Raw genomic sequence first — 19,259 nt, 5'->3', positions numbered from 1 at the left:
ATTTTCAGTCCTCCCGTGTGAAGGCTGGGTCAGAGGCCAGCATACCGCGGCGGCCGGCCTCCACCTGGGTGTCGAACAGGATGGCGCCAGCGCCAGCCACCAGGCAGCACAGCGGCGTGCCCAGAAGCCAGATGAGGTACCATTTACCTAGCGTGCCCGTGATCATGGAAACCAGCAGGGCCGTGACAACCATGAGGGCCAGTAGGCACAGCTTGATGAACTGGGCGATGGGATGGTGGTTTGTGGCCACGTTTTTGCTCCTTTGTCTCGCGTCCAGAAGGTTCAGTAACCGCCAGAGAGGCTGCCGTTGCCGGAACCGTCTTCACCCGTGACTGGCTGCACCTTGCCGCGCATAACCCAGAAGGACCAGCCCGTGTAGGCGAAGACCACTGGCAAAGTGATGGCGGCTGCGATCAGCATGCCAATGAGGCCATATTCGGAACCAGTGGCGTTCCACAGCGTCAGGCTCTGGTTGGGGTTGGTGAAGGAAGGCATCAGGAAGGGGAACATCGCTGTGCCCACAGTGCCGATCACGCCAAACCAGGTCAAAACGCCGCACCACCAGCCCAGGCCAGGCTTGTTAGCCATCATGAACAGTGACGTCAGCACCATGCCCAGAATGCCCACAGCGGGAATGGCCCACAGGATGGGGTTGGCATGGAAGTGCTCAAGGAGGGCACCCATGCGCATCACCGCTTCCTGGCCGTGCAGCAAGGGGTTGGCTGGCATGTCGGGGGTGACCTTGGTGGCCACGAAGCCCTTGATGTGACCAACCCAGAAACCACCCAGCACAAACAGGACGGCGGCGATCAGGCCAGCTGGCACGCCAAATTTGCGGGCGCGGGCGTAGATGGGGTCAACGGTGTCCACCATGAGGATGGCAGCACCCCCCTGGATGGCCAACGCAACGGAGATCAGCCCACACAGGATGGCGAAGGGGTTGAGCAGGTAGGACAGGAAGCATTCGTCCTGCACGTACTGCCCAGTCCAGGTGAAGTGGTAACCCACGCCTTCCATGACGTTGCCGAAGGCGGCGCCGAAGACGAACATGGGCAGGAAGCCAGAGATGAACAGCGTCCAATCCCAGATAGTGCGCCAGCGGGCGCTGTTGACCTGGTCGCGGTAGCCAAAGCCAAGCGGACGCAGGATCATGGAGAACAGCAGCAGGATCATCACAACGTAGAATACGGAGAATGACGTGCCGTAAAGGGTGGGGAAGGCTGCGAACACAGCGCCGCCACCCAGGATGAACCAGGTTTGGTTGCCTTCCCAGTGGGGGTCGATGGCGCGCAGGATCGTGCCGCGTTCATCGCCTGTGCGGCCAATGAAGTTGAGCAGAATGCCAACGCCCATGTCCATGCCGACCATCAGGCCGATCGAGGCCATGAGGACGCCAAGCAGCACCCACCAGATCAGCTTGAGGATAACGTAGGTGGTCATTGCTTAGCGGACTCCCTGTTTGGCGCTCAGCCCGAAGACGTCCAGCGGGCTGGCATTGTTGCCATGGCCTGCCAGGTTCTCAGCAACGGGGCCTGTGCGCGCAACGCGGAACATCAGGTACAGCTCGACGATGAAGAACGCTGTGTACATCAGCGCAAAACCCGTCAGAGAGAAGGCCATGTAGGCCACGGAGTGGTTGGAGGCCGCCAGGAAGGTGGGGAGGTTCTCCCACACGGACCAGGGCTGGCGCCCAGCCTCAGCCACGATCCAGCCAAACAGGATGGCGATGATCGGGGTTGGGATGGAGTAGACGCAGAGCTTCAGGAACAGCGGGTGCTTCATCAAGTCACGCTTGAGGCTGAACAGGGCCGCGAACGCGAAGAAGAGCAGGAAGTAGAAGCCCAGGCCAACCATGATGCGGAACGCCCAGAAAGTCACCCATACATTAGGCAGGATGTCTGGCTGGGTGGCTTTGACCACAGCATCGATGTTGGTGTCGTTGATGGCCTGCAGGTTCTGCTCAGGAGCGTTCTTGATGGCCAGGAAGCCATAGCCAAGGTCGTTGGCATGGTCCTTGAACAGGCGCAGGTCCTCAGGGGACTGGGTCTGGGTGTAGCGCTGCAGGGCGGCGACAGCGTTGATGCCGTTGCGGATGCGCGGAGCTGCGGCTTCCTCATACTCCTTCATGCCGGTGATGGGCGTGTTGAAGCTGTGCGTCACCAGGGGGGTCAGCACATAGGGAATGCCGATTTCAAGGTAGTTGCGCTGTTCGGCATCGTCAGGCCAAGCAAAAAGCAGCCATGGTTCCTGCGGCGGGTGGGTGGTCGTCCAGATGCCTTCCATGGCGTCAACCTTCACAGGCTGGCGGTGGAAGTCGATTTCGCCCAGGGCGTCACCCAGGGTGATGACGCACACGATGCTCAAGATGCCAAAAAGCGTGGCCATGCGGAAAGAGCGCAGGGCAAGCTCCAGGTGGCGGCGGCGCAGGATGTAGAAAGCGCTGATGCCAATGACCAGCATGGAAGCGGCCACGTAGCCTGCCACAGAGGTGTGGACGAACTTGGCCTGGGCGTCCTCGCTGAAGATCAGCGCCACGGCGTCCTGCAGCTGCAGGCGCATGGTGGCGACGTCAAAAGCGCCACCCTGGGGGTCCTGCATGGCGCCGTTGGCGATGAGGATCCATAGGGCAGAAAGGTTGGAGCCCAGGGCGACCAGCCACGTCACGGCAAGGTGGGCGCCCTTTGAAAGGCGGTCCCAGCCAAAGAACATGAGGCCAACGAAGGTCGCTTCCATGAAGAAGGCCAAAAGCCCCTCAATGGCGAGGGGCGTACCGAACATGTCGCCGAAGAAGTGGGAGTACAGCGACCAGTTGGTGCCGAACTCGAACTCCATGGTGATGCCTGTGGCCACACCAAGGGCAAAGTTAATGCCGAAGATGGTACCCCAGAACTGGGTGATTTCCTTGTAGATTCTGCGACCGGTGATGACGTAGACCGTCTCGATCGCAGCCAGGAAGAATGTTAGCCCCAACGTCAGTGGGACAAACATGAAGTGGTAGAGTGCCGTCAGCGCGAACTGGAAGCGCGACAGATCCACAACTTGCGGGTTGATGAGATCCACGAAATGAAAACTCCTGTCGGTTCAGGAAGGGCGCGGCTGCCGCGCCAGCAGTGTCAGATACGGCCTTGCAGGGGGCCGGGTGCCGGCAGGCCGACCCCGAAAGTGCGCGCCACCGTCCTGGGGCCAGACATTTGCTACTGAGGTGATGGGGATCCTCCAGGCCGTGCCTGCCAAAGCAGGGACGGGCAGGGGTGTTTCACCACACGACAAAGCAAACGCTGACATCCTGTTGAGACGGCAAACGCGGCACAGCGCCCAACACAGGCCAGCTTGCTGCTGGTGCTGTGCGATTGGAACGCCAGGGCCGTATTGCACCCTGAACATTACATCATCGTTACGCCACATTCATGCGTGGAGCTTCAAATTTGCTTGAAAGGCATTGTTTTACAGGCGCAACATGGCATCTAGGCCACAGTCACTGGAGCTGTGCGCCCTGTGTGCGGGCCTGGGGAGCAGCTAAACCAGCACAGAGCTATTCACAACAGCAACGTGTGTGGTCCCGTTCCATAAAACCCGAGCCTTATTTCCCCAGTTGGGCTGGCGAATGCAAGCGCCCTTTAGATGACTTTTTGTTCATCAAGCTAGTTTAGCCAATCAAATAAGGCGGGATTCTTACGTTTTCTGGGGGACCAAAGCACCATTTTTCAAGCGCAGAACGCGGTTCATGAAACGCAGTGGCTCAGCCCGGTGGGTGATGCACAGAACGCTGGCTTCAGGCAGGGCTGACAGCATGGCGCCAATCAGCTCCTCCCCAGCCTGGGGGGGCAGGCTTTCGGTTGGCTCGTCAAGGATCATCACCTTGGGTTTGCGCAGCAGAACCTGGGCAGCGGCAAAACGTCTAATCTGACCGCCTGAAAGGCTTTGGCCGTGGTCGCCGCAAGGGGTGTCGAGGCCTTCTGCCATGGCGCGCACCTCAGCAGCCAGCCCAACGGTTTCAAGGGCGCCCCACATGGCCTCCTCAGTGGCGCCTGGCGCTGCTAGGTGGAGGTTGCGGCGCAATGTTCCCTGGAAAAGGTGGGGGTGCTGAAGCATTACCCCAACACTTCCAGAGAGTTCCTCTGTCGTCAGGTCGCTAAGGGGGGTGCCGCCAAAGCTGATGCTGCCTGAATCAGGGTCCAGGAAGCGCACGGCCAACCTGATGAGCGTCGTTTTGCCAGCCCCTGAAGGCCCTGTGATGGCCATGCGCTCCCCCTCTGCCAAATGAAGGGTGGCGCCTTGCAGCACGTCATGGCCATTGAAACGCATGGTGACGTCCGCCATGGCAAGGTCATAGCGTTTCGGCAAGGGGGCTTTGGCCACTTCATCCACTGGCACAGGCAGGTTGTAGAGGGCCGCGGCGCGTTGGGCGGCCTGGTTGTAGCGGGCCTGTGCCACGCGGGCGTCAACCAGGGGCTGCACCACCTCAAAGCCCGTCAGCGCACCAAGGCCTAGCATGGGAATTTCAGGCCCGCTGAGAAGCCCGGCTAAGTGAGCCTTTGACGCAGCAGCCAGTACCAGCAGAACAGTGCCCATGACGATCGGGGTGAGAAGGTGGCGCAGCATCAGCGCACGCTTACCTTGCTGGGCGCTGACTTTGTTGAGGCTGCGTTGCGTTTGGGCCGCTTCAGCTAGTTTGCGCTCTGCTGCACCACAGAAAATGATGTCTGCCATGCCTTGGAGGTCTTCAAGGAGGTCAGCGCGTAGTTTTTCAGTGTGCCGCACCTCCTCAGCGATCAGGCGGCTGCAGGCACGCCCCGCCGCCACTGGCAGCATCAACCCGCCCAATGTCAGGCCCACAGCCATCCACCCGGCGGCATGGCCGCAGAACAGCGCAGCCACCCCCACCATGACTAACGAACACAGAACAGCCGTGGAGCACGGCAGCAAAACATCAAGAGGGTACTGGCCAATGGTTTCAGTGTCTTTGACGAAGCGGGAGAGCACATCGCCAGAGCGGGCACGCAGCATGAGCGGAACGGAGCGTGGCACCAGGCGTGCAAAGCTCCAGGTGCGCAGATCGCCTGTGTTCCGAAGCGCCGCGTCATGGGTGACGAGGCGTTCCAGGTAGCGTGTGACGATGCGTCCAAGCGCGAAAAAGCGCACACCGCAGGCGGGGGGGAAGATGTTAAAGGCGGCATGGGCGGCTGCGCCCCCCCAGCCGGCCACGGCCGCAGCCGCCAGGAACCAACCTGAGAGGAACAGCAGTCCAAAAGTGAACAATGAGGAGACAGAAGCCAGCACCAGCCCCCCCACCAGGATCCAGCGGATTCTGTAGAGGAAAGGCTTGCTGGAGAAAGACGCTTTGGCGGTGGGTGCGTTCATGACATTTCTCCCGCTGTGGCGACTTCAGAAACGGTGCCGTTTTCCAGGTGCACGATAGGGCCTGCAATGGCCATCACGTCAGAACGGTGTGAAATGGCAATAGTCACGCGCCCTGGAATGGCTTGCTGCATGGCCTTCACCACCTGTTGGGCTGAGGCCCGGTCAAGGTCGGCTGTTGGTTCGTCAAAAAGCAGCACAGCTGGGTTGCGCAGTAGCGCGCGCGCCAGGGCAAGGCGCCTGATTTGCCCAGCGGAAAGCGGCGCGCCGCGTTCACCAAGCACATAATCCAGTCCCCCTGGCAAAGCGTTGATGAAGGATGTGGCACCAGCCAGGCGCACTGCTTCCTCCAACTGGGGTGTTGTGGCGTCTGGGTTGGCCAAGCGCAGGTTCTCAGCCACGCTGGCAGCCAGCAGGAAAGGCTGTTGGGGCACCCAGCCGATGGATAGCTGCGCTGGGCTGAGGATGGCCCCTGTTACAGACGTTGCGCCGACAGTGCCCTCACGAGGGACCATCATACCCAAAAGAAGCCGTACGAGGGTGGTCTTGCCAGAGCCAGAAGGCCCTGTGATGACGCTCAGCTGGCCTGCTGGAAAAAGGGCGGATGCATCTGCCAGGACGTCAGGCTGGGTGCCGGGGGCGCCGTAGGCAACGCTGACGTGGCGCACAAAAACGTTCTTCAGGCTGCCTGGGCCCGCCAAGGGCTGGCCGTTGGGAGCGGTGGCGCTGTCATCAGCGCTGCTGGTCACGCGCAGTTCTGGCATGGCCATGATGCGCATGAGGGGTTCAAAGGCGCTTTCAGCGTTTTGGCGCGCATGGTAACTGGCCGAAAACGCCCTAAGGGGGGCGAAGAACTCTGGCGCCAGCAACAGCACAAAAAAGGCCGGTTCAAAGGTCATGTGCGCATTGAGCAGGCGCGTGCCGCAAAAAACCGCCACCATGGCGATGGCTAATGAGGAGAAGAACTCCAAGACAGCTGTTGTCAGAAAGGCGATGCGCATCACCCCCATGGTGCTTTGGCGGTGGGCTTCCGAAAGCTGCCCCATCAGCCGTACCCCTTGGGCGGCTTCCCCAAACAACCGCAAGGTGGTCAAACCTTGAAGCATGTCCAGGAAAGCCGAACCCAATAGCAGGAGTTCACGCCATTTGCGGCGCATCACAGCTTGGGCGCCGTAGCCAACCAGCGCCATGAACAAAGGCACCAAGGGCCCTGTGACCGCCAGGACGATGAAGCTGGTGGTGTCCACATGGAATACAACAGCCAAAATAAGCAACGGTAGCACCGTCATGGCTGCAGCACGGGGAATGTAGCGTGCGAAATAGGGCCCTAGCGCCTCCACCCCTTCAGAAAGGGCAGTGGCCAGAGCCCCACTGTCCTCACGCGCCAAAGCCACGGGGCCAGCGCGGAACAAGTGCCCCAGCAGTTCCAGGCGCAGGCTGCCCGTGATTTTGAGGGCGGCTTTGTCCGCCATGGCGTCTGCAGCGCATTGAACCAGTGCACGTGCGCAGGCAGCTACCATCAGAAGAAAAGCCAAGCGTGTCTCAAGGGCAAAGCCGTGGTGGCTGAACGCCAGATCATTAATGAGGCGCGCAAGCCACGCCATCTGCACCACTAGAATAACCGCCCCCACGCTGCCCAGGACCACTGCCATGGCAAGCTGGGTGCGCGCACGCTTGCTCAAGGCACTTAGGGCACGGCGCAGGCGGCGTGACGTGTTCTCCGTGGGGGAAGGCTGGGCTGCGGACGCTGTCTGGTCAGGGTTGGCAGGTGGCGCCGAAGCGTTCATGGATTCTCCCTCTGCAAGGGCACGTTTGAGTTATGGCCAGCGGGATATGGCCATGGGAACGCCCCCTGCTGGGGCATTTGTGAGACAGCCAAAGTGGCTGTTTTTTAATACAGTGTCCGTAGCCTTACCAACAAGGCAAGGCCATTCCAACTTTTATAAAGCTTGTGGTGGTGGGGTGGGTTCTGCTTATGCTGCCCCTACAAGCCCAAATCACTGGGCCCATTCAGGGAGTGAAAGATGCTGCGCATTCTTATTGCCGTGTTTATCCCGTGGTTGACGTTCTTCACCATTGGCCGTCCCATTGCTGGCATCATTTGCCTGATTTTGCAGTGCACCGTGATCGGCTGGCTGCCTGCAACCATCTGGGCGCTGTTCGCACTGCGCAACTATGATGCCCTCTAAGGCTGGGCAGCGCTTGGTGGGTGGTTTAAGGCCACTTGCGCGTTGAGCGGCTTTTCCAAGGGAAAACAACTAAGGCTCTGTCAATATGACAGAGCCTTATGTTTTGCTGGCTTGCGCTTTCTGCCAGGATGAAACCCCCAGAGTGGTGCCCCCAGACAGTATTTCCCGACAGTGTTAAAGGAACCGCCATGCCCACAGAAGAGCTCTACCCCAGTGCCCTAACAGGGGCTGTTCTGGTGCAGCAGGATGGTGGGCCGCTTTATGGCTGGGCCTACCACCGGGTGCGTTATCTGGAAAAATTGGCCAGCGAGGCCGCCGAACGCGTCCATTACACAGGCAAGGCACGCCGCGTGTTCCTGGTTTACTGGCTGCGCCATGCCGCCACGGAAGCTTTCCAGAAAGCCGTTTGCTACCAAATTGCGGCCGTCAGCGTGGTGGTTGTGGCTTTGGGCAGTGCGCTGCTGGCTGATGTCACGTTGATGGCTGCGCACAACAGGAACGGCACTTATTCATCAGCGTTTCATGCTGATGATGCTGAAGTCATCATGGCTGTGGCCCTGGCGCTGATGGCGGCAGGTAGCAGTTTCTGCCTTTATCGCCAGCGGTTGCTGCGCATTGTGGCGCACGTCCTAGGGGCGGAGGCAGCTTTGCTTGAAGCCCAGAATCACCTGACCCCTCCCAAAAACAGTGTGGGGACTTCCCCTGACCACCCCTTTGAAGCGACCCCCTCTGTCGAGTTGTAGTGCGGGAAGTGTGGTTGGCCACCAGCCATGGAAACCCAGTTGGAGAAAACACCAGCTATGACACACCCTTTAGTGATTTATGCCCTGGCAGCTTTGGGGGAGATGGTTGGTTGCTATGGTTTCTGGCTTTGTTGGCGCGAAGGGCAGCCAGCCTGGCTATTGCTGCCAGCTATGGCGAGCCTTGGCTTGTTCGCGTGGCTGCTGACCAAGGTACCTGTTGACGAAGCAGGGCGTGCCTTTGCTGCCTATGGTGGGATTTACATCCTCATGGCTCTGTTCTGGATGTGGCTTGTGGACGGCGTGCACCCAGACAAATGGGATTGCTGTGGTGCGTTGCTGTGCTTGGCAGGGGCTGCAACCATCATTCTAGCGCCCCACCAACCTTGAAGGCATAATGTGTTAAGGGCGCTTGCCCAGCCCCCTTTGTTTGAAGCCTCATAACAAAAAGGCGCCAAGCGGTTTACCGCCAGACGCCGCTTCGATTTGGGCAGCAGCCCTGGTCAGCCCCAGCTCAAGGGGAAGGGGCTGAAATCCAGAAGGCCAAAATCAGGTGTAATACACCACAGCCACAGGCTGACCGTCTTTCTGCTCAGAAAGGACGGTCACGACGTTGGCTTTGCCAGCGCCGGCAGCGGAGCCAGCCTTGGGGAAGTAGGTGATTTCCTCATCCGTGATGAGGGCGGGCTTGCCGTTGACGCTGGTGAGAACGGACTGACCGTTCACTTCTTCAACCGTCACCTGCTCGCCAACCTTGGGGAATGTGTTGACAGGGCCTTTAACCAGAACGCGTGCCATGAGGGACCTCCTAATGAGTTTCTGGGGCGTGTTTTACCAGATAAATTCCCATTTCAAAGGCGTGCCAGCAATGCGCCCAGCGTAGGGGAGTAATAAGGCGCGCTTAACCGCCGTTTTTGGTGGGCTGAGGTTCTTGTTGTGCAGCAGGGGGAGCTGACTGGGATGGTGTGGTCACCGCGGCTTTGGCGGCTGGGTGAGTTGGCTGGGTGTCTGCAGCGCCTGACAAGGCAATGACGGCAGTCAGCAGCACAATGAGCGCTGTCAGCGCCATGCTTAAAAAGCCTGTGATGAAATAAAACGCCACGCAAATGGTTTCAGGCCAGCTCATGGGCTGGTAAGGGGCCATGCGGTCGCGTGGGGGCAGCACCTCCAGCATCATCAAGGCCAAGGGGCCAAGCAGAACGCACAGAATTGCCCACCCCAGGGGATGGCGCCCTTTGCGGCGGGCGGCGTCATAACCTGCCCAGCCTGTGAAAAGCAGGCACGCCATGATGAAAACCACACCAAGCAGGCAGGTCGTGACCGAGACCCCTTGGAGTGCAGCCATAGGTGAAGTGGTGGTTGTCATGAGCGCTCTCCTGCAGCGGCACGCCAGATGAAAGGTCCTGGGGTGCAGTTGAATGGTTTTGGAACCGTTTCAAGTTTAACCCGTTCACATCGGGTTGGGCAGGGGCCACGCGCCAGTTGGTGGCACTGTTAGGCTCATACTGCAGGCATGAAAAAGGCTTGCCCAACATGCTGCTGCAAGCTGGGCAAGCCTTGGTGAAGGGTGGCGCCGGCGATGAAGTGGCGCCTGGTTGGTCAAGCTAGCTTGGGGCCGGCTGTGCCTGGATTCACAGGTTTGGAAGGGTCAGTGCCTGTGGTGGGGGCAGAAGGGTCGATCTGCTTGCGGGGGGCGCCCTTTTCGTAAGAATCCTCCATGACTTCAAAATACTTCTCCAGGCCCGGGACATCCAAGGTGCGCGTGGGGAAGGGGAAGTCGATGCCACGTTCAGCAAACACCTTGAGCATGCGCTTGTTGAACTGGCGCTGAACGGGCCAGCGCCCTGTGGGGATGGTGGGCAGCGTGCCGCGCACCGTCACAGAGGAATCGTTGAGTGAATCAACACCCCAAAGCTGGAAGTCGTCAATGATGAGCGGGCCGTACTCAGGATCGGCCCGCATGGAGGCCGTGATGTCAAACAAGGCCTTAATGACGTTGTCGATGTTGGAGTCATAAGCCACCTCAGCGATGATGATGGCCCGGCCGAACTGACGGTTGTAATTGATGGTCTGGTTAAGGGAGCTGAAGGGGAAGATGTTCATCGACCCGTCATTGCCACGCACATGAACAGTGCGGAGGGACAGCTTCTCCACAATGCCGTATGTGCCATTCAAGGTCACGGCGTCCCCCACGGTCAGGGCATTCTCAAGCAGCAGGAATATGCCGCTGATGAAATCCTGAACCAGCTTCTGAGTGCCAAAGCCAAGCGCCACGCCGAAGATGGAGGCGCCAGCCAGCAGGGGCCCTGTGTTGACCCCCAATTCAGATAGCACGGTCAAGCCAATGATGATGGAAAGACCAACCATCAGGATGATGCGCATCAAGGGCTGCAGCGTGCGCAGGCGGGCAATGCGCACTTTGTCCTGAGTGCTGTCATCGTTTTCCAGCTTTTTGATCTGGCGTTCCATCAGGATGTTGGCCACTTCCCAAATGGCCACGCCCACCAGGATGGCAATGCCAACGCTCAACGCGCTGGAGGCGAGCTCAGCGCCGAAGCTGTGGGCGCCAATCAGCGATTTCAACGGTACGCCCCATGCCACCGCCAGCACCAATATGGTGGCCACCACCAGCACGGCGTTCAGGACGCGTTGGATGTAAGGGGTGTAATAGGCCAGACGCTCACGGGCTTTGGCTGTCATGTGGACGGAGGTGGAAAGGCGCGTCAGCAGGCGTTCCATGCCTGTGAACAGCAGGATGCTGAGCACGCGCATGGCAATCAGTGCTACGCAGGTGCTGAAGAACATGTACAGCATGAGCTGGTAGCCGCCCTGGATGTCCATGGCCCACACCAGCCACAGCCCAAAGTCGAAGAACAGTGCAGCCACCCACCAGATGCGCGCCACGATATGCATGACGGTCGCCATATGGGGGGTGTGCCTGGCCACTTTCTCGCAAGCATGGCGCACCAGGCCACGGCTACCGAAAATCATGAAGGCCACCAGGATGTGCAAGCTCAACACGATAAGCTTCGTGAGGGATTGCTCCACCGTGGCGGGCACAGTGCAGGCTTCCAGCACCACCAATGTGCTGATGCCCCAACTGGCCACATTACCCAGGCGCTTCAGCCACCTGAAGAAGAAGTCCGCTGTGCTGTCACTGCAGGGGATGAGGCGCATCCAGGGTTTGCCAGGCGCCAGGCACAGGCGCAGCAGCGCCACCCAAACGCCAAATGTCACGCTGGCCATCCAGGTGATGGACCAAACGGCACGAATGGTGGCTTTGTCAGGCGTTGGGTCAAAGGTCAGCAGCAGGAAAGCCACCAACGGAAACGCCATGAGCGTGAGGAGGTCTAGCCCCAAACAGCCTAGCCCATAAGGCACGCGCTTGAGGATATTGACCATGCGCAGCAAGGCCGTTTCCCAATTCTGCGCCTCAGCGGCGGCAGAGGCCATGCTGGCCTTGATTTGGGCCTGGGCTGCTTGCTTCTCAGCGTTTTGGGCGACCGTTGTGGCTTCACCAGCCTGCTGCTGCGCCGTCTGGGCGCTGGCTGTGCTTTGTGAATCAGGCGAGGCCGTTTGGGCAGACTGCCCCTTGCCAGATGCAACGTCATGGCTAGTGGCTGAGACGGTCTGGTCAACGCTTTGGTTGATGCTCTGGGCTACATTGGGCGCTAGTGGTTCGTCTTCAGAGATGTTGTATTGGGAGACCGCAGCCCGCAGCAGTGGCTCCTGGGGGGCATGGGCCTGGGCACTTTCCGTGGCCTTGTCTTCTGTCGCGACTTCCTGGTGAGCCTGCGCTTGGGCGGCCTGTTGCGCCTGGGCTTGGGAAGCCTGTGGGGATTGGGGGGCCTCCTGGGTGATGTCACCAGGGCTGTCACCAGCTGTGGCCGCAGCGGTGGGGATGGCTTGGCTGTCATCCTTGGTAGCGGTGCTGCTGGCCTGTGAGGCCACAGCTGCCGTCACGGAGGCCGTCTGCTGCGCCTGGGCTGCTTCAGCCTGGGCGGCTTCGGCTTGGCGGGCGGCATCCTTGGCGGCTGCATGGGCGCGCCGCTCAGCGCTTTCCTGGCGTTGCTGCAGGTGGAGAGCCGCTTCCTCAATTTTAAGGCGCGGCTTGCGCAACAGCCAACTCAATCCCCAGGCAAGGCCCAAACCACCTACAATGACGATGAGAACGCGCAGAACAATGCGCAGGATTTCGTTTTGAAGGGCTGGTGTGTGCCACAAGTGACGGAACCAAGGCCCTAGGGCGGAGAAATTGGCCACGCCCTGCGTCAAAACCACGCTTTGGCGTTCCAGGACCGCCCCAAAACGGGAGGCATGACCTTGAAGTTGGTCCAGCAGGCCTGACTCATCCTTGGTTTGCTGGACCTTTTGGACAGCAGCCAGGTTTTTCAGTGTGGTGACCAGTTCCTGGCGCTTGCCAGGATTGTCCAGCACAGACAGCAATTGTTGGGCCTGCGCTGGCGCCAAGGCCGCTGAGGCTGCCTTGTTAGCATCAGGGGCATTGTCATTGGCGCTGGCGTCATGGGCGGCAATGGCTTTGGGAGCAGGTTGGGCCGTGTTGGCGCCATGGCGTTGGTGAACGGTGGTGCTGGGTGCTGCCTCACCAGCGTGTGCGGTGGTGGCCAGCGGGAACAGACCCAATGCCAAAGCCAGCAGGGTTGCTTGAACAACACGTGCCATGCGCCCTTCCAGGCGCACTGGTGGTGCGTCTGTGGGCAGCGGCAGTTTGAGAGAGGGGGGTGTGCCGTTCATGGAAAGTCCTGCTGGCTGTGGGCGGGTGGAAATCGTTGAAGCGGTTCTTGAGAATGAAAGCGGCTTTAAAAGGGCAGAGCGGAAGAAAGCCGTTACTAAGGCACCGTTTTGAGCACTGCCTTGGTTGCTAATACGGTGCCAGGGTGCCCCTTTGAAAGGAAGCACCCTTTAGATTTGAAACCAGCCTTTAATGGGCGGGAAGGGTATGCAAAGTTAGGCGCCACATCTGGGCCAGGTCATGCACCGCCCCAGGGCCTTTGACTTGACCAAGGGCCTGCTGAGCTTCATGGCTGCGCCCAATGTCAGCTAGGACAAGGCCATAAGCCAGTTGGTTTTCAGGGGTGGGCATTGCCGCCACCCGTGCCTTCATGGTGGCGAGGGCAGCCCCCTGTTGGGCTGGCGCCGCTGCCAGCACAGCTTCCCCAGCCGCCAGGACAGGGTTTTGGTCAGGCACCGCCTGCCCAAGCCTGCGTTTGAGGAAAGCGTTAAAACGCGCAGCATCTGGTAAAGGTTGGATGTGGCGGGCATTTGCCGCATTTTCCAGGCGCAGAGCTGCCGCTGGCAGGCCCAGTTGAATGGCTTGCTCCTCTAGGTCGCGCACCGCTGCTGGCTGGCTGACCAAGCCTGCAGCGAAACGCAGCTTTTGCAAAGCGTATTGCCCGTAAGGCGAAAGGTCGCTGTTATGCTCCAACCCAGCAAGCGCGGCCTGCCAATAAGCGGGGCGATGGTAAGCTTCAGCCAGCACGACCCAGCTGGCTTGCTGGCCAGCATGGTTGTTCATTTGCCCATAAGCGGCGGCGCGCATTTGAAGCAGGTTTTCAGGCAGCCCCCCTAAACCGCCTGGGGTAGTTTTGGCCAGTTGGTCTGTAGCCATGACGACCCCAGCCCAGTGGTGGGGAACGTAATAGCTCTGTACCAAAAGCGAAGAGATGGTTTTGCGCTGCCCAGCGCTACCAGCCTGCGCCAGGCCTGGTATGTTGAAATAGCGTTCGCCCAGCGCAGCGGCTGTGGGCCAATCATGGGCGCGGTAGGCCATCACCACGGCATCCTGCAAAGCGCGCGCCCGTTCAGTGGCAGGCAAGGCTGGGTCAGCCGCCAAGGCCTCCGCGGTGCGGGCGCTGGCATGGACATTGCCTGAGCGCATGGCGATGGCAGCCCCCATCCGCACGATGGTGGCGCGGTCATCCTTGGTTTGGTTGGGAGCGTGGCTGGCATGGGCCACAGCGTTCATGGCCTCCTGAAAGTGGCCTGCTTTGAGTTCCGCCTGCGCCGCCAGCAAATCCTTGCTGACATCAGGTGAAAGGGTAGCGCCAGAAGCCAGCCGCGCACCCTGCGCAGCGGCAGCCTCTGCACCCCATGCCGCACTATGGGGCGCCATGGCAGCCAGCCCTGCGCCCATGGCCAAGGCAACCGTCCAGTTGGTTGTGGAAAATTTCATGGTGCGTTCCCTGTCATTGGCCGTTTTTGGCGTTATCTGGCATGAATTGCTCCAGCCCAATAATGCCAATGCGGTTCACCCCCAGCCTCTGAGCGTCTGCTAGGACATGGGCCACAGTTTTGTAGCCAGCTAAGCGGTCTGGCTGCAGGTGGAGCTCCACCGGGTCTGCTGTGCCTTGGGTGGCCGCCGCTTCCCGCAGCCGCGCCACAAGCTGGGCTTCATCAGGGACTGCCTCCCCATTCCAGGTGATGGCGTCATCATAGCCAATGGCGACTGTGGCTACAGCAGGGGGGTGGATGGGTGGTGGCGGGTTGCCTTGGGGTAGATCCAGCCCCACGGATTCGGTTTTCAAAGGAATGGTGATGATCAGCATGATCAGCAATACCAGCATCACGTCAATCAGGGGCGTGGTGTTGATGTCTACAATGCCTTCATCATCATCCGTGCTCTGACTGCCCAGCGGCGCGGCCATGGCGTGTCTCCCAATTCAGGCTGATGGCAGACCCTTGCAAGAAAGGGCCTGGATGTTGCGTTCAGCAAGGTCAGCGGGGCTTCTCAGTGATGAAATCCACGTGGCTCAACCCTGCTTGCTGGCAGGCAGCCACAATGGCCCCAATGGAGGTGTACTTGGCGTCCTTGTCGCCCCTAATCTGAACCTGTGGCTGCGGCTTCTGCCTGGCCAGGTCCTCTAGGTGCTCCAGAAGGTCAGCCCTGTTCTCCACAGGTTGGGTGTTCCACCACATGCGCCCATCCGCCGTGACGGCCAGAACCAGCGTGCCCGGCTTGGTCTTGGTGGGCTGGTCGAGGTCGACAGGCAGCTTCACCTTCACAGAATGGGTGGCGACTGGAATAGTGATGAGGAAGATAATCAGCAGCACCAACATCACATCCACCAGGGGCGTAATGTTGATGGCCGATATCATGTCACTGTCGTTCTCGCCGCCGCCAGTTGTGATGGCCATGGTTCACACCCTGTCATTGGTGGTTGCGGTGGTTGGGTAGGCGGCGTCTTTCCTATTCTCGGCTTCAAGCTGCTCAGCGCCCTGATCGTCAGCGCGGCGGGCCTGGGCTACAACGCCATGGCGGATGCCGCCAATCAGGACGGATTGGATGTCAGCGGCGAAGTTGCGGACCAAGTCCATGCACCCCTTGTTGCGCCGCACCAGCAGGTTGTAGCCCAGCACCGCCGGCACGGCGGTGGCCAGCCCGATGGCCGTCATGATGAGTGATTCACCCACTGGGCCAGCCACTTTGTCGATGGAGGCCTGACCAGCAATGCCGATGGCCGTCAGGGCATGGTAAATACCCCACACCGTGCCAAACAGACCTATGAAAGGCGATGTGGAACCGACCGTCCCCAAAAAGGCCAACCCGCTGGAAAGCCGCCCTTGGATGGTATCGACAGCGCGCTGAATGGAAAGGCTCGTCCAGGTGGGCAGGTCAATGGTGTTGAGCATGGAGCCTTCATGGTGCTCCGCCGCCACGATGCCGGTTTCAGCGATGTAGCGGAATGGCGAATCAGCTGAGAGCGAGCGCGTGCCAGCCTGGATGGACGGCTGCTCCCAGAAGGAGCGCGTGACGACACGCGCAGCCTTGAAAAGGCGTGATTGCTCCAGGAACTTCAACGCGATGATGATCCAGGACCCTGCTGACATAATGGCCATGATAATCAGCACGGAACGAGCGATGATGTCGCCATTGTGCCAAAGGGCCGCCAGGCCATAAGGATTGGCTGTTGTGGTGGCGGCTGGAGCCTGGCCATGGGGCGCCAGTGGGGTGACGGGCACGCTTTGGGCAGGGGAAGCCGGCGCTGCAGCGCTGGTGGGCGCAGCTGGCGGTGGGGCTACGGGGGCAGCAGGGCTTGTGGGAACGGCCGCAGCACCTGGCGGTGGGGTGACGCCACTCATCACCATGCCAGGGATGTTCTGGGCTGCGGCTTGCGCATGGGCTGCTGGCGCCATCGGCAGGAGGGCCAGCGTGGAGAGGGCAGCCGCCATCACCAGCGCGCTGCTGCTGGCAAGGGTGCGTTTGAGCCAGCCGCCCGCGCGGGCTGGTGCGGCGAAGAATGAGGCTGGGCTGGCGTGGTGAGGTTCTGTCACGGCGCTGTTTCCTGGTTTGTGGTCAGGCCAATGGCCTGGAAATGTGAAGCGGTTCAAGCGTGGGTGGATGAAACGGGCACAGTTTTGATGGCCGTGGCTGAGGGCTGCTGGCTGCCCATCATGGCACCGCCCATCATGCCAGACTGCATCATGCCGTGTGGGCAGGTCAGGGTTTGCAGGTGGGATGAAAGGTCAGTGCGCATGGTTGGTACTTCCTTGGCTTGGATGGCCGCAGCCATCAGTTCAGTCATCGTTCATCAGTCATCAAGGGTGTAATCAAGGTGCAGCACGTGGTTGTGCTCCACCACAGGCTGCCCGTTGGATATGGCTGGCTGGTAGCGCACACCGGAATGCTCCAGGAATTCCATGGCGCTGTCAGCGAAGTCACGCCCCCCCTTCACGCTCAGGATGCGGCAGTGCATGGGCTTGCCCGTGGCACTGATGTCGCAGGAGGCGGTCACGGTGCCCTCGCGGTTCTCCTCCTGGGCCTCATCAGGGTAATCAGGGCGCACATTGTTGATGGGCACGGCACCAGCGGAGTGGTCGCCGGCAGCGCCGCCGGGCGTGCCGGATGCGCTGTTGCTGTGCTTGCCTGCGCTGTCTGAGGAGGATGAGGCCGAGGCCGCTTTGCTCACCGTTTTGGCCTTGGGTTTCAGCTTGGTCTGCGTTTTGACCTTGGGCGGCTTTTCATGGCTGACATGCTGAATGGCCCGCGGCGGTGGCGGTGGCGCAATCTTGGGCGGCGGCACGAAAGGTGCTGCTGGGGGTTCCACCATGGCTGGTGGCGGCGGCGGTGGCGCTGCCTGCTTCGTGGCAGGGGCCTGCTGGATGATGCGCGTTTCAATGGGGGGGTGGGCAGGTTCGATGGTTTCGACCTCCCGCTCCCCCAAACCAAGGATCACGATCACCAGCGCCAACGCCGCCACAGCCACGGCAATGACGTAGTCAACGGGCTTGCGCTGCTGTATGGCGAGATAGCTGCTGTGCATGTAAGGGCTCTCTCCCCGCTTCAACTGCTGCGCCCCGCTACCCTAAGGGGAAGGGGGCGCAACAGCCCAGTCGGCGTTGCGGACAAACCGGCCTGATGTCAGGCCGTGGGGTGGGAAGGGTTGCCAAACGCCCCACATGAACCCTTCAACCACCTTTAAAGAGATGGGTTGAACGGGCTTTGTACAGCGTTGGGAAAAGCTTCCTGCCCCTGAACAACAAGATTGCCCCAACCTTCCCCCATACTGTCAAGCCACTATCATTGTGATGGCTTGCATAACGCTTGTGCAATGAAATGGATTAACTGAATTAACTGATAGCTACTTCTGCACGTACAGCTTGGCCAAGGTTAGCTTAATCTAATATGGGCAAAAGCGTTGCCATCCTTGAAACCCCACGTTTCGAAGGGTCGAACCATGAGGGGGGCTTTGGTCGTCTCAAGGCTTTTACTGTGCTTGAGCGGAGGCTTCAGAGCGCGTGGCGGAGACGCGCTGCGCCAGGGAGGCGCCCATGAAGTCGTCCAGGTCGCCATCCAGAACGGCGCCAGGGTTGGTTTTCTCCACATTGGTGCGGAGGTCCTTGACCAGCTGGTAAGGCGCCAGCACGTAGGAACGGATCTGGTGGCCCCAGCCGATGTCCGTTTTGCTGGCTTCCAGGGCCGCTGATTCAGCTTCGCGCTTCTGGAGCTCAGCTTCGTAGAGGCGGGCGCGCAGCATTTCCATGGCCGTTGCGCGGTTGCGGTGCTGGGAGCGGTCAGTCTGGCAGGAAACCACAATGCCTGTCGGCTCATGGGTGATGCGGATGGCTGAATCAGTTTTGTTGATGTGCTGACCGCCAGCCCCAGAGGCGCGGTAAGTGTCAACGCGCAGGTCGGCTGGATTGATCTCGATCTCAATAGAATCGTCAATCACGGGGTAGACCCAGACGCTGGCAAAGGAAGTCTGGCGCCGCGCCGCCGCGTCAAAGGGGGAGATGCGCACAAGCCGGTGCACGCCTGCCTCCGTTTTCAGCCAGCCATAGGCGTTGGGGCCGGTGACCTGGATAGTGGCTGACTTCAGGCCCGCCTGCTCGCCAGCGCTGTTTTCCATCATCGCCACTTTGTAGCCATGCTGTTCAGCCCAGCGGGTGTACATGCGCAGGAGCATTTCCGCCCAGTCCTGGGCTTCCGTGCCACCAGCGCCCGCGTTGACCTCCAGGTAGCAGTCGTTGCTGTCCGCCTCCCCTGAAAGCAGGCTTTCCAGTTCACGCTTGGCGGCATCTGCCTGAAGTTCCTGCAGGGTGGCCATGCAGTCCGCCATGGTGTCGGCGTCCTGCTCCATCTCGGCCAGTTCCACCAGTTCAAGCGTGTCCTTCAGGGTGGTTTCAATGTGCTGGACGCCTTCAATCTTGTTGGCCAGCATGGAGCGTTCACGGGTGATTTTCTGGGCCCGCTCGCTGTCGTTCCACAAATCGGGATCTTCTGAAAGGGCTGTCAACTCCGCCAGGCGCGTTGTCGCCACATCCCAGTCCAAATGGCGCCTAAGCAGGGCAAGGGACTGGTCGATGCTTTGGGCGAGGGCTTCTGTCTCGGCGGACATGAACGGTCAACTCCCTGAAGGGGTGGAAGGCGTGGGCAAAGCCAGTCCATGGCGGCACTGGTGTGGCGGGCACCCCAGCGGATTGCCAGCTGGCGCTGGAAAGCTGTCCCTTGATA

At 60.3% G+C, this 19,259-nt stretch carries 18 protein-coding genes; 3 read left to right on the top strand and 15 right to left on the bottom strand.

What is annotated here, in order from left to right; translation table 11 throughout:
• Positions 1-4: 4 nt before the first annotated feature.
• The 5 genes from E3E12_RS03160 to cydD all read right to left on the bottom strand — a co-directional run bounded on the left by E3E12_RS03160 (position 5) and on the right by cydD (position 7,145).
• On the bottom strand, positions 5-250 hold the full coding sequence (locus tag E3E12_RS03160; protein ID WP_240810553.1) for a hypothetical protein: 246 nt from the start codon (positions 248-250) through the stop codon (positions 5-7).
• A 32-nt stretch (positions 251-282) separates the two neighbouring features.
• The gene (gene cydB, locus E3E12_RS03155) at positions 283-1,440 is read right to left on the bottom strand and encodes a cytochrome d ubiquinol oxidase subunit II (protein ID WP_141443009.1); all 1,158 of its coding nucleotides are present in this window, start codon (positions 1,438-1,440) and stop codon (positions 283-285) included.
• Positions 1,441-1,443: 3 nt separating this feature from the next.
• Positions 1,444-3,060: a cytochrome ubiquinol oxidase subunit I gene (locus tag E3E12_RS03150; protein ID WP_141443008.1), complete on the bottom strand. Its 1,617-nt coding sequence runs from the start codon at positions 3,058-3,060 to the stop codon at positions 1,444-1,446.
• A gap of 612 nt (positions 3,061-3,672) precedes the next feature.
• On the bottom strand, positions 3,673-5,361 hold the full coding sequence (cydC, locus tag E3E12_RS03145) for a thiol reductant ABC exporter subunit CydC (protein WP_141443007.1): 1,689 nt from the start codon (positions 5,359-5,361) through the stop codon (positions 3,673-3,675).
• Positions 5,358-7,145 (bottom strand): thiol reductant ABC exporter subunit CydD, encoded by a 1,788-nt coding sequence (gene cydD / locus E3E12_RS03140; RefSeq protein ID WP_141443006.1) that lies wholly within the window; start codon positions 7,143-7,145, stop codon positions 5,358-5,360. The genes cydC and cydD overlap by 4 nt, the downstream gene beginning before the upstream one ends.
• 240 nt (positions 7,146-7,385) lie before the next feature.
• On the opposite strand from cydD, the gene E3E12_RS03135 reads away from it, so the two are divergent.
• From E3E12_RS03135 to E3E12_RS03125, 3 genes are all read left to right on the top strand, one after another.
• Positions 7,386-7,547 carry a YqaE/Pmp3 family membrane protein gene (locus E3E12_RS03135; protein ID WP_141444030.1) on the top strand — a complete coding sequence of 54 codons (162 nt, stop codon included), beginning with the start codon at positions 7,386-7,388 and terminating at the stop codon, positions 7,545-7,547.
• A 188-nt stretch (positions 7,548-7,735) separates the two neighbouring features.
• Positions 7,736-8,290: a hypothetical protein gene (locus tag E3E12_RS03130; protein ID WP_141443005.1), complete on the top strand. Its 555-nt coding sequence runs from the start codon at positions 7,736-7,738 to the stop codon at positions 8,288-8,290.
• 57 nt (positions 8,291-8,347) lie between these two features.
• A complete protein-coding gene (locus E3E12_RS03125) occupies positions 8,348-8,677 on the top strand; it encodes a YnfA family protein (RefSeq protein ID WP_141443004.1) in 330 nt (109 codons plus the stop codon).
• A gap of 159 nt (positions 8,678-8,836) precedes the next feature.
• On the opposite strand, the gene E3E12_RS03120 is transcribed toward E3E12_RS03125, so the two are convergent.
• From E3E12_RS03120 to prfB, 10 genes are all read right to left on the bottom strand, one after another.
• Entirely contained in the window at positions 8,837-9,085 is a 249-nt protein-coding gene (locus E3E12_RS03120; RefSeq protein ID WP_141443003.1) for a hypothetical protein, read from the bottom strand.
• Positions 9,086-9,188: 103 nt separating this feature from the next.
• The gene (locus tag E3E12_RS03115) at positions 9,189-9,653 is read right to left on the bottom strand and encodes a hypothetical protein (protein ID WP_141443002.1); all 465 of its coding nucleotides are present in this window, start codon (positions 9,651-9,653) and stop codon (positions 9,189-9,191) included.
• A 233-nt stretch (positions 9,654-9,886) separates the two neighbouring features.
• The gene (locus E3E12_RS03110; protein WP_141443001.1) at positions 9,887-13,042 is read right to left on the bottom strand and encodes a mechanosensitive ion channel family protein; all 3,156 of its coding nucleotides are present in this window, start codon (positions 13,040-13,042) and stop codon (positions 9,887-9,889) included.
• A gap of 187 nt (positions 13,043-13,229) precedes the next feature.
• On the bottom strand, positions 13,230-14,480 hold the full coding sequence (locus tag E3E12_RS03105; RefSeq protein ID WP_141443000.1) for a hypothetical protein: 1,251 nt from the start codon (positions 14,478-14,480) through the stop codon (positions 13,230-13,232).
• 13 nt (positions 14,481-14,493) lie between these two features.
• Complete coding sequence (locus E3E12_RS03100; protein WP_141442999.1) at positions 14,494-14,952, bottom strand: ExbD/TolR family protein; 459 nt, start codon at positions 14,950-14,952, stop codon at positions 14,494-14,496.
• Between the two features lie 70 nt (positions 14,953-15,022).
• Positions 15,023-15,442, bottom strand: coding sequence for an ExbD/TolR family protein (locus tag E3E12_RS03095; RefSeq protein WP_141442998.1), 420 nt, complete (start codon positions 15,440-15,442; stop codon positions 15,023-15,025).
• A gap of 3 nt (positions 15,443-15,445) precedes the next feature.
• Complete coding sequence (locus E3E12_RS03090; RefSeq protein WP_141444029.1) at positions 15,446-16,477, bottom strand: MotA/TolQ/ExbB proton channel family protein; 1,032 nt, start codon at positions 16,475-16,477, stop codon at positions 15,446-15,448.
• 155 nt (positions 16,478-16,632) lie between these two features.
• A complete protein-coding gene (locus E3E12_RS03085; RefSeq protein WP_141442997.1) occupies positions 16,633-16,830 on the bottom strand; it encodes a hypothetical protein in 198 nt (65 codons plus the stop codon).
• Positions 16,831-16,836: 6 nt separating this feature from the next.
• Positions 16,837-17,568, bottom strand: coding sequence for an energy transducer TonB (locus E3E12_RS03080; RefSeq protein WP_141442996.1), 732 nt, complete (start codon positions 17,566-17,568; stop codon positions 16,837-16,839).
• Between the two features lie 444 nt (positions 17,569-18,012).
• Positions 18,013-19,143 carry a peptide chain release factor 2 gene (gene prfB / locus E3E12_RS03075; RefSeq protein ID WP_141442995.1) on the bottom strand — a complete coding sequence of 377 codons (1,131 nt, stop codon included), beginning with the start codon at positions 19,141-19,143 and terminating at the stop codon, positions 18,013-18,015.
• Between the last annotated feature and the right edge of the window lie 116 nt (positions 19,144-19,259).

The sequence above is a fragment of the Formicincola oecophyllae genome (assembly GCF_006542395.2).
Taxonomy (GTDB): Bacteria; Pseudomonadota; Alphaproteobacteria; order Acetobacterales; family Acetobacteraceae; genus Formicincola; species Formicincola oecophyllae.
The sequence above is the reverse complement of the archived record's forward strand: the minus strand, read 5'-3'. Positions and strand labels throughout refer to the sequence as shown.

Coding starts and splice junctions, on each gene's coding strand:
- E3E12_RS03125 (WP_141443004.1), top strand. CDS start 8,348: ATGACACACCCTTTAGTGATTTATGCCCTGGCAGCTTTGGGGGAGATG.
- E3E12_RS03085 (WP_141442997.1), bottom strand. CDS start 16,830: ATGACTGAACTGATGGCTGCGGCCATCCAAGCCAAGGAAGTACCAACC.
- E3E12_RS03130 (WP_141443005.1), top strand. CDS start 7,736: ATGCCCACAGAAGAGCTCTACCCCAGTGCCCTAACAGGGGCTGTTCTG.
- cydB (WP_141443009.1), bottom strand. CDS start 1,440: ATGACCACCTACGTTATCCTCAAGCTGATCTGGTGGGTGCTGCTTGGC.
- E3E12_RS03080 (WP_141442996.1), bottom strand. CDS start 17,568: ATGCACAGCAGCTATCTCGCCATACAGCAGCGCAAGCCCGTTGACTAC.
- E3E12_RS03105 (WP_141443000.1), bottom strand. CDS start 14,480: ATGAAATTTTCCACAACCAACTGGACGGTTGCCTTGGCCATGGGCGCA.
- E3E12_RS03120 (WP_141443003.1), bottom strand. CDS start 9,085: ATGGCACGCGTTCTGGTTAAAGGCCCTGTCAACACATTCCCCAAGGTT.
- prfB (WP_141442995.1), bottom strand. CDS start 19,143: ATGTCCGCCGAGACAGAAGCCCTCGCCCAAAGCATCGACCAGTCCCTT.
- cydC (WP_141443007.1), bottom strand. CDS start 5,361: ATGAACGCACCCACCGCCAAAGCGTCTTTCTCCAGCAAGCCTTTCCTC.
- E3E12_RS03095 (WP_141442998.1), bottom strand. CDS start 15,442: ATGGCCATCACAACTGGCGGCGGCGAGAACGACAGTGACATGATATCG.
- E3E12_RS03100 (WP_141442999.1), bottom strand. CDS start 14,952: ATGGCCGCGCCGCTGGGCAGTCAGAGCACGGATGATGATGAAGGCATT.
- E3E12_RS03090 (WP_141444029.1), bottom strand. CDS start 16,477: ATGGCGGCTGCCCTCTCCACGCTGGCCCTCCTGCCGATGGCGCCAGCA.
- cydD (WP_141443006.1), bottom strand. CDS start 7,145: ATGAACGCTTCGGCGCCACCTGCCAACCCTGACCAGACAGCGTCCGCA.
- E3E12_RS03115 (WP_141443002.1), bottom strand. CDS start 9,653: ATGACAACCACCACTTCACCTATGGCTGCACTCCAAGGGGTCTCGGTC.
- E3E12_RS03110 (WP_141443001.1), bottom strand. CDS start 13,042: ATGAACGGCACACCCCCCTCTCTCAAACTGCCGCTGCCCACAGACGCA.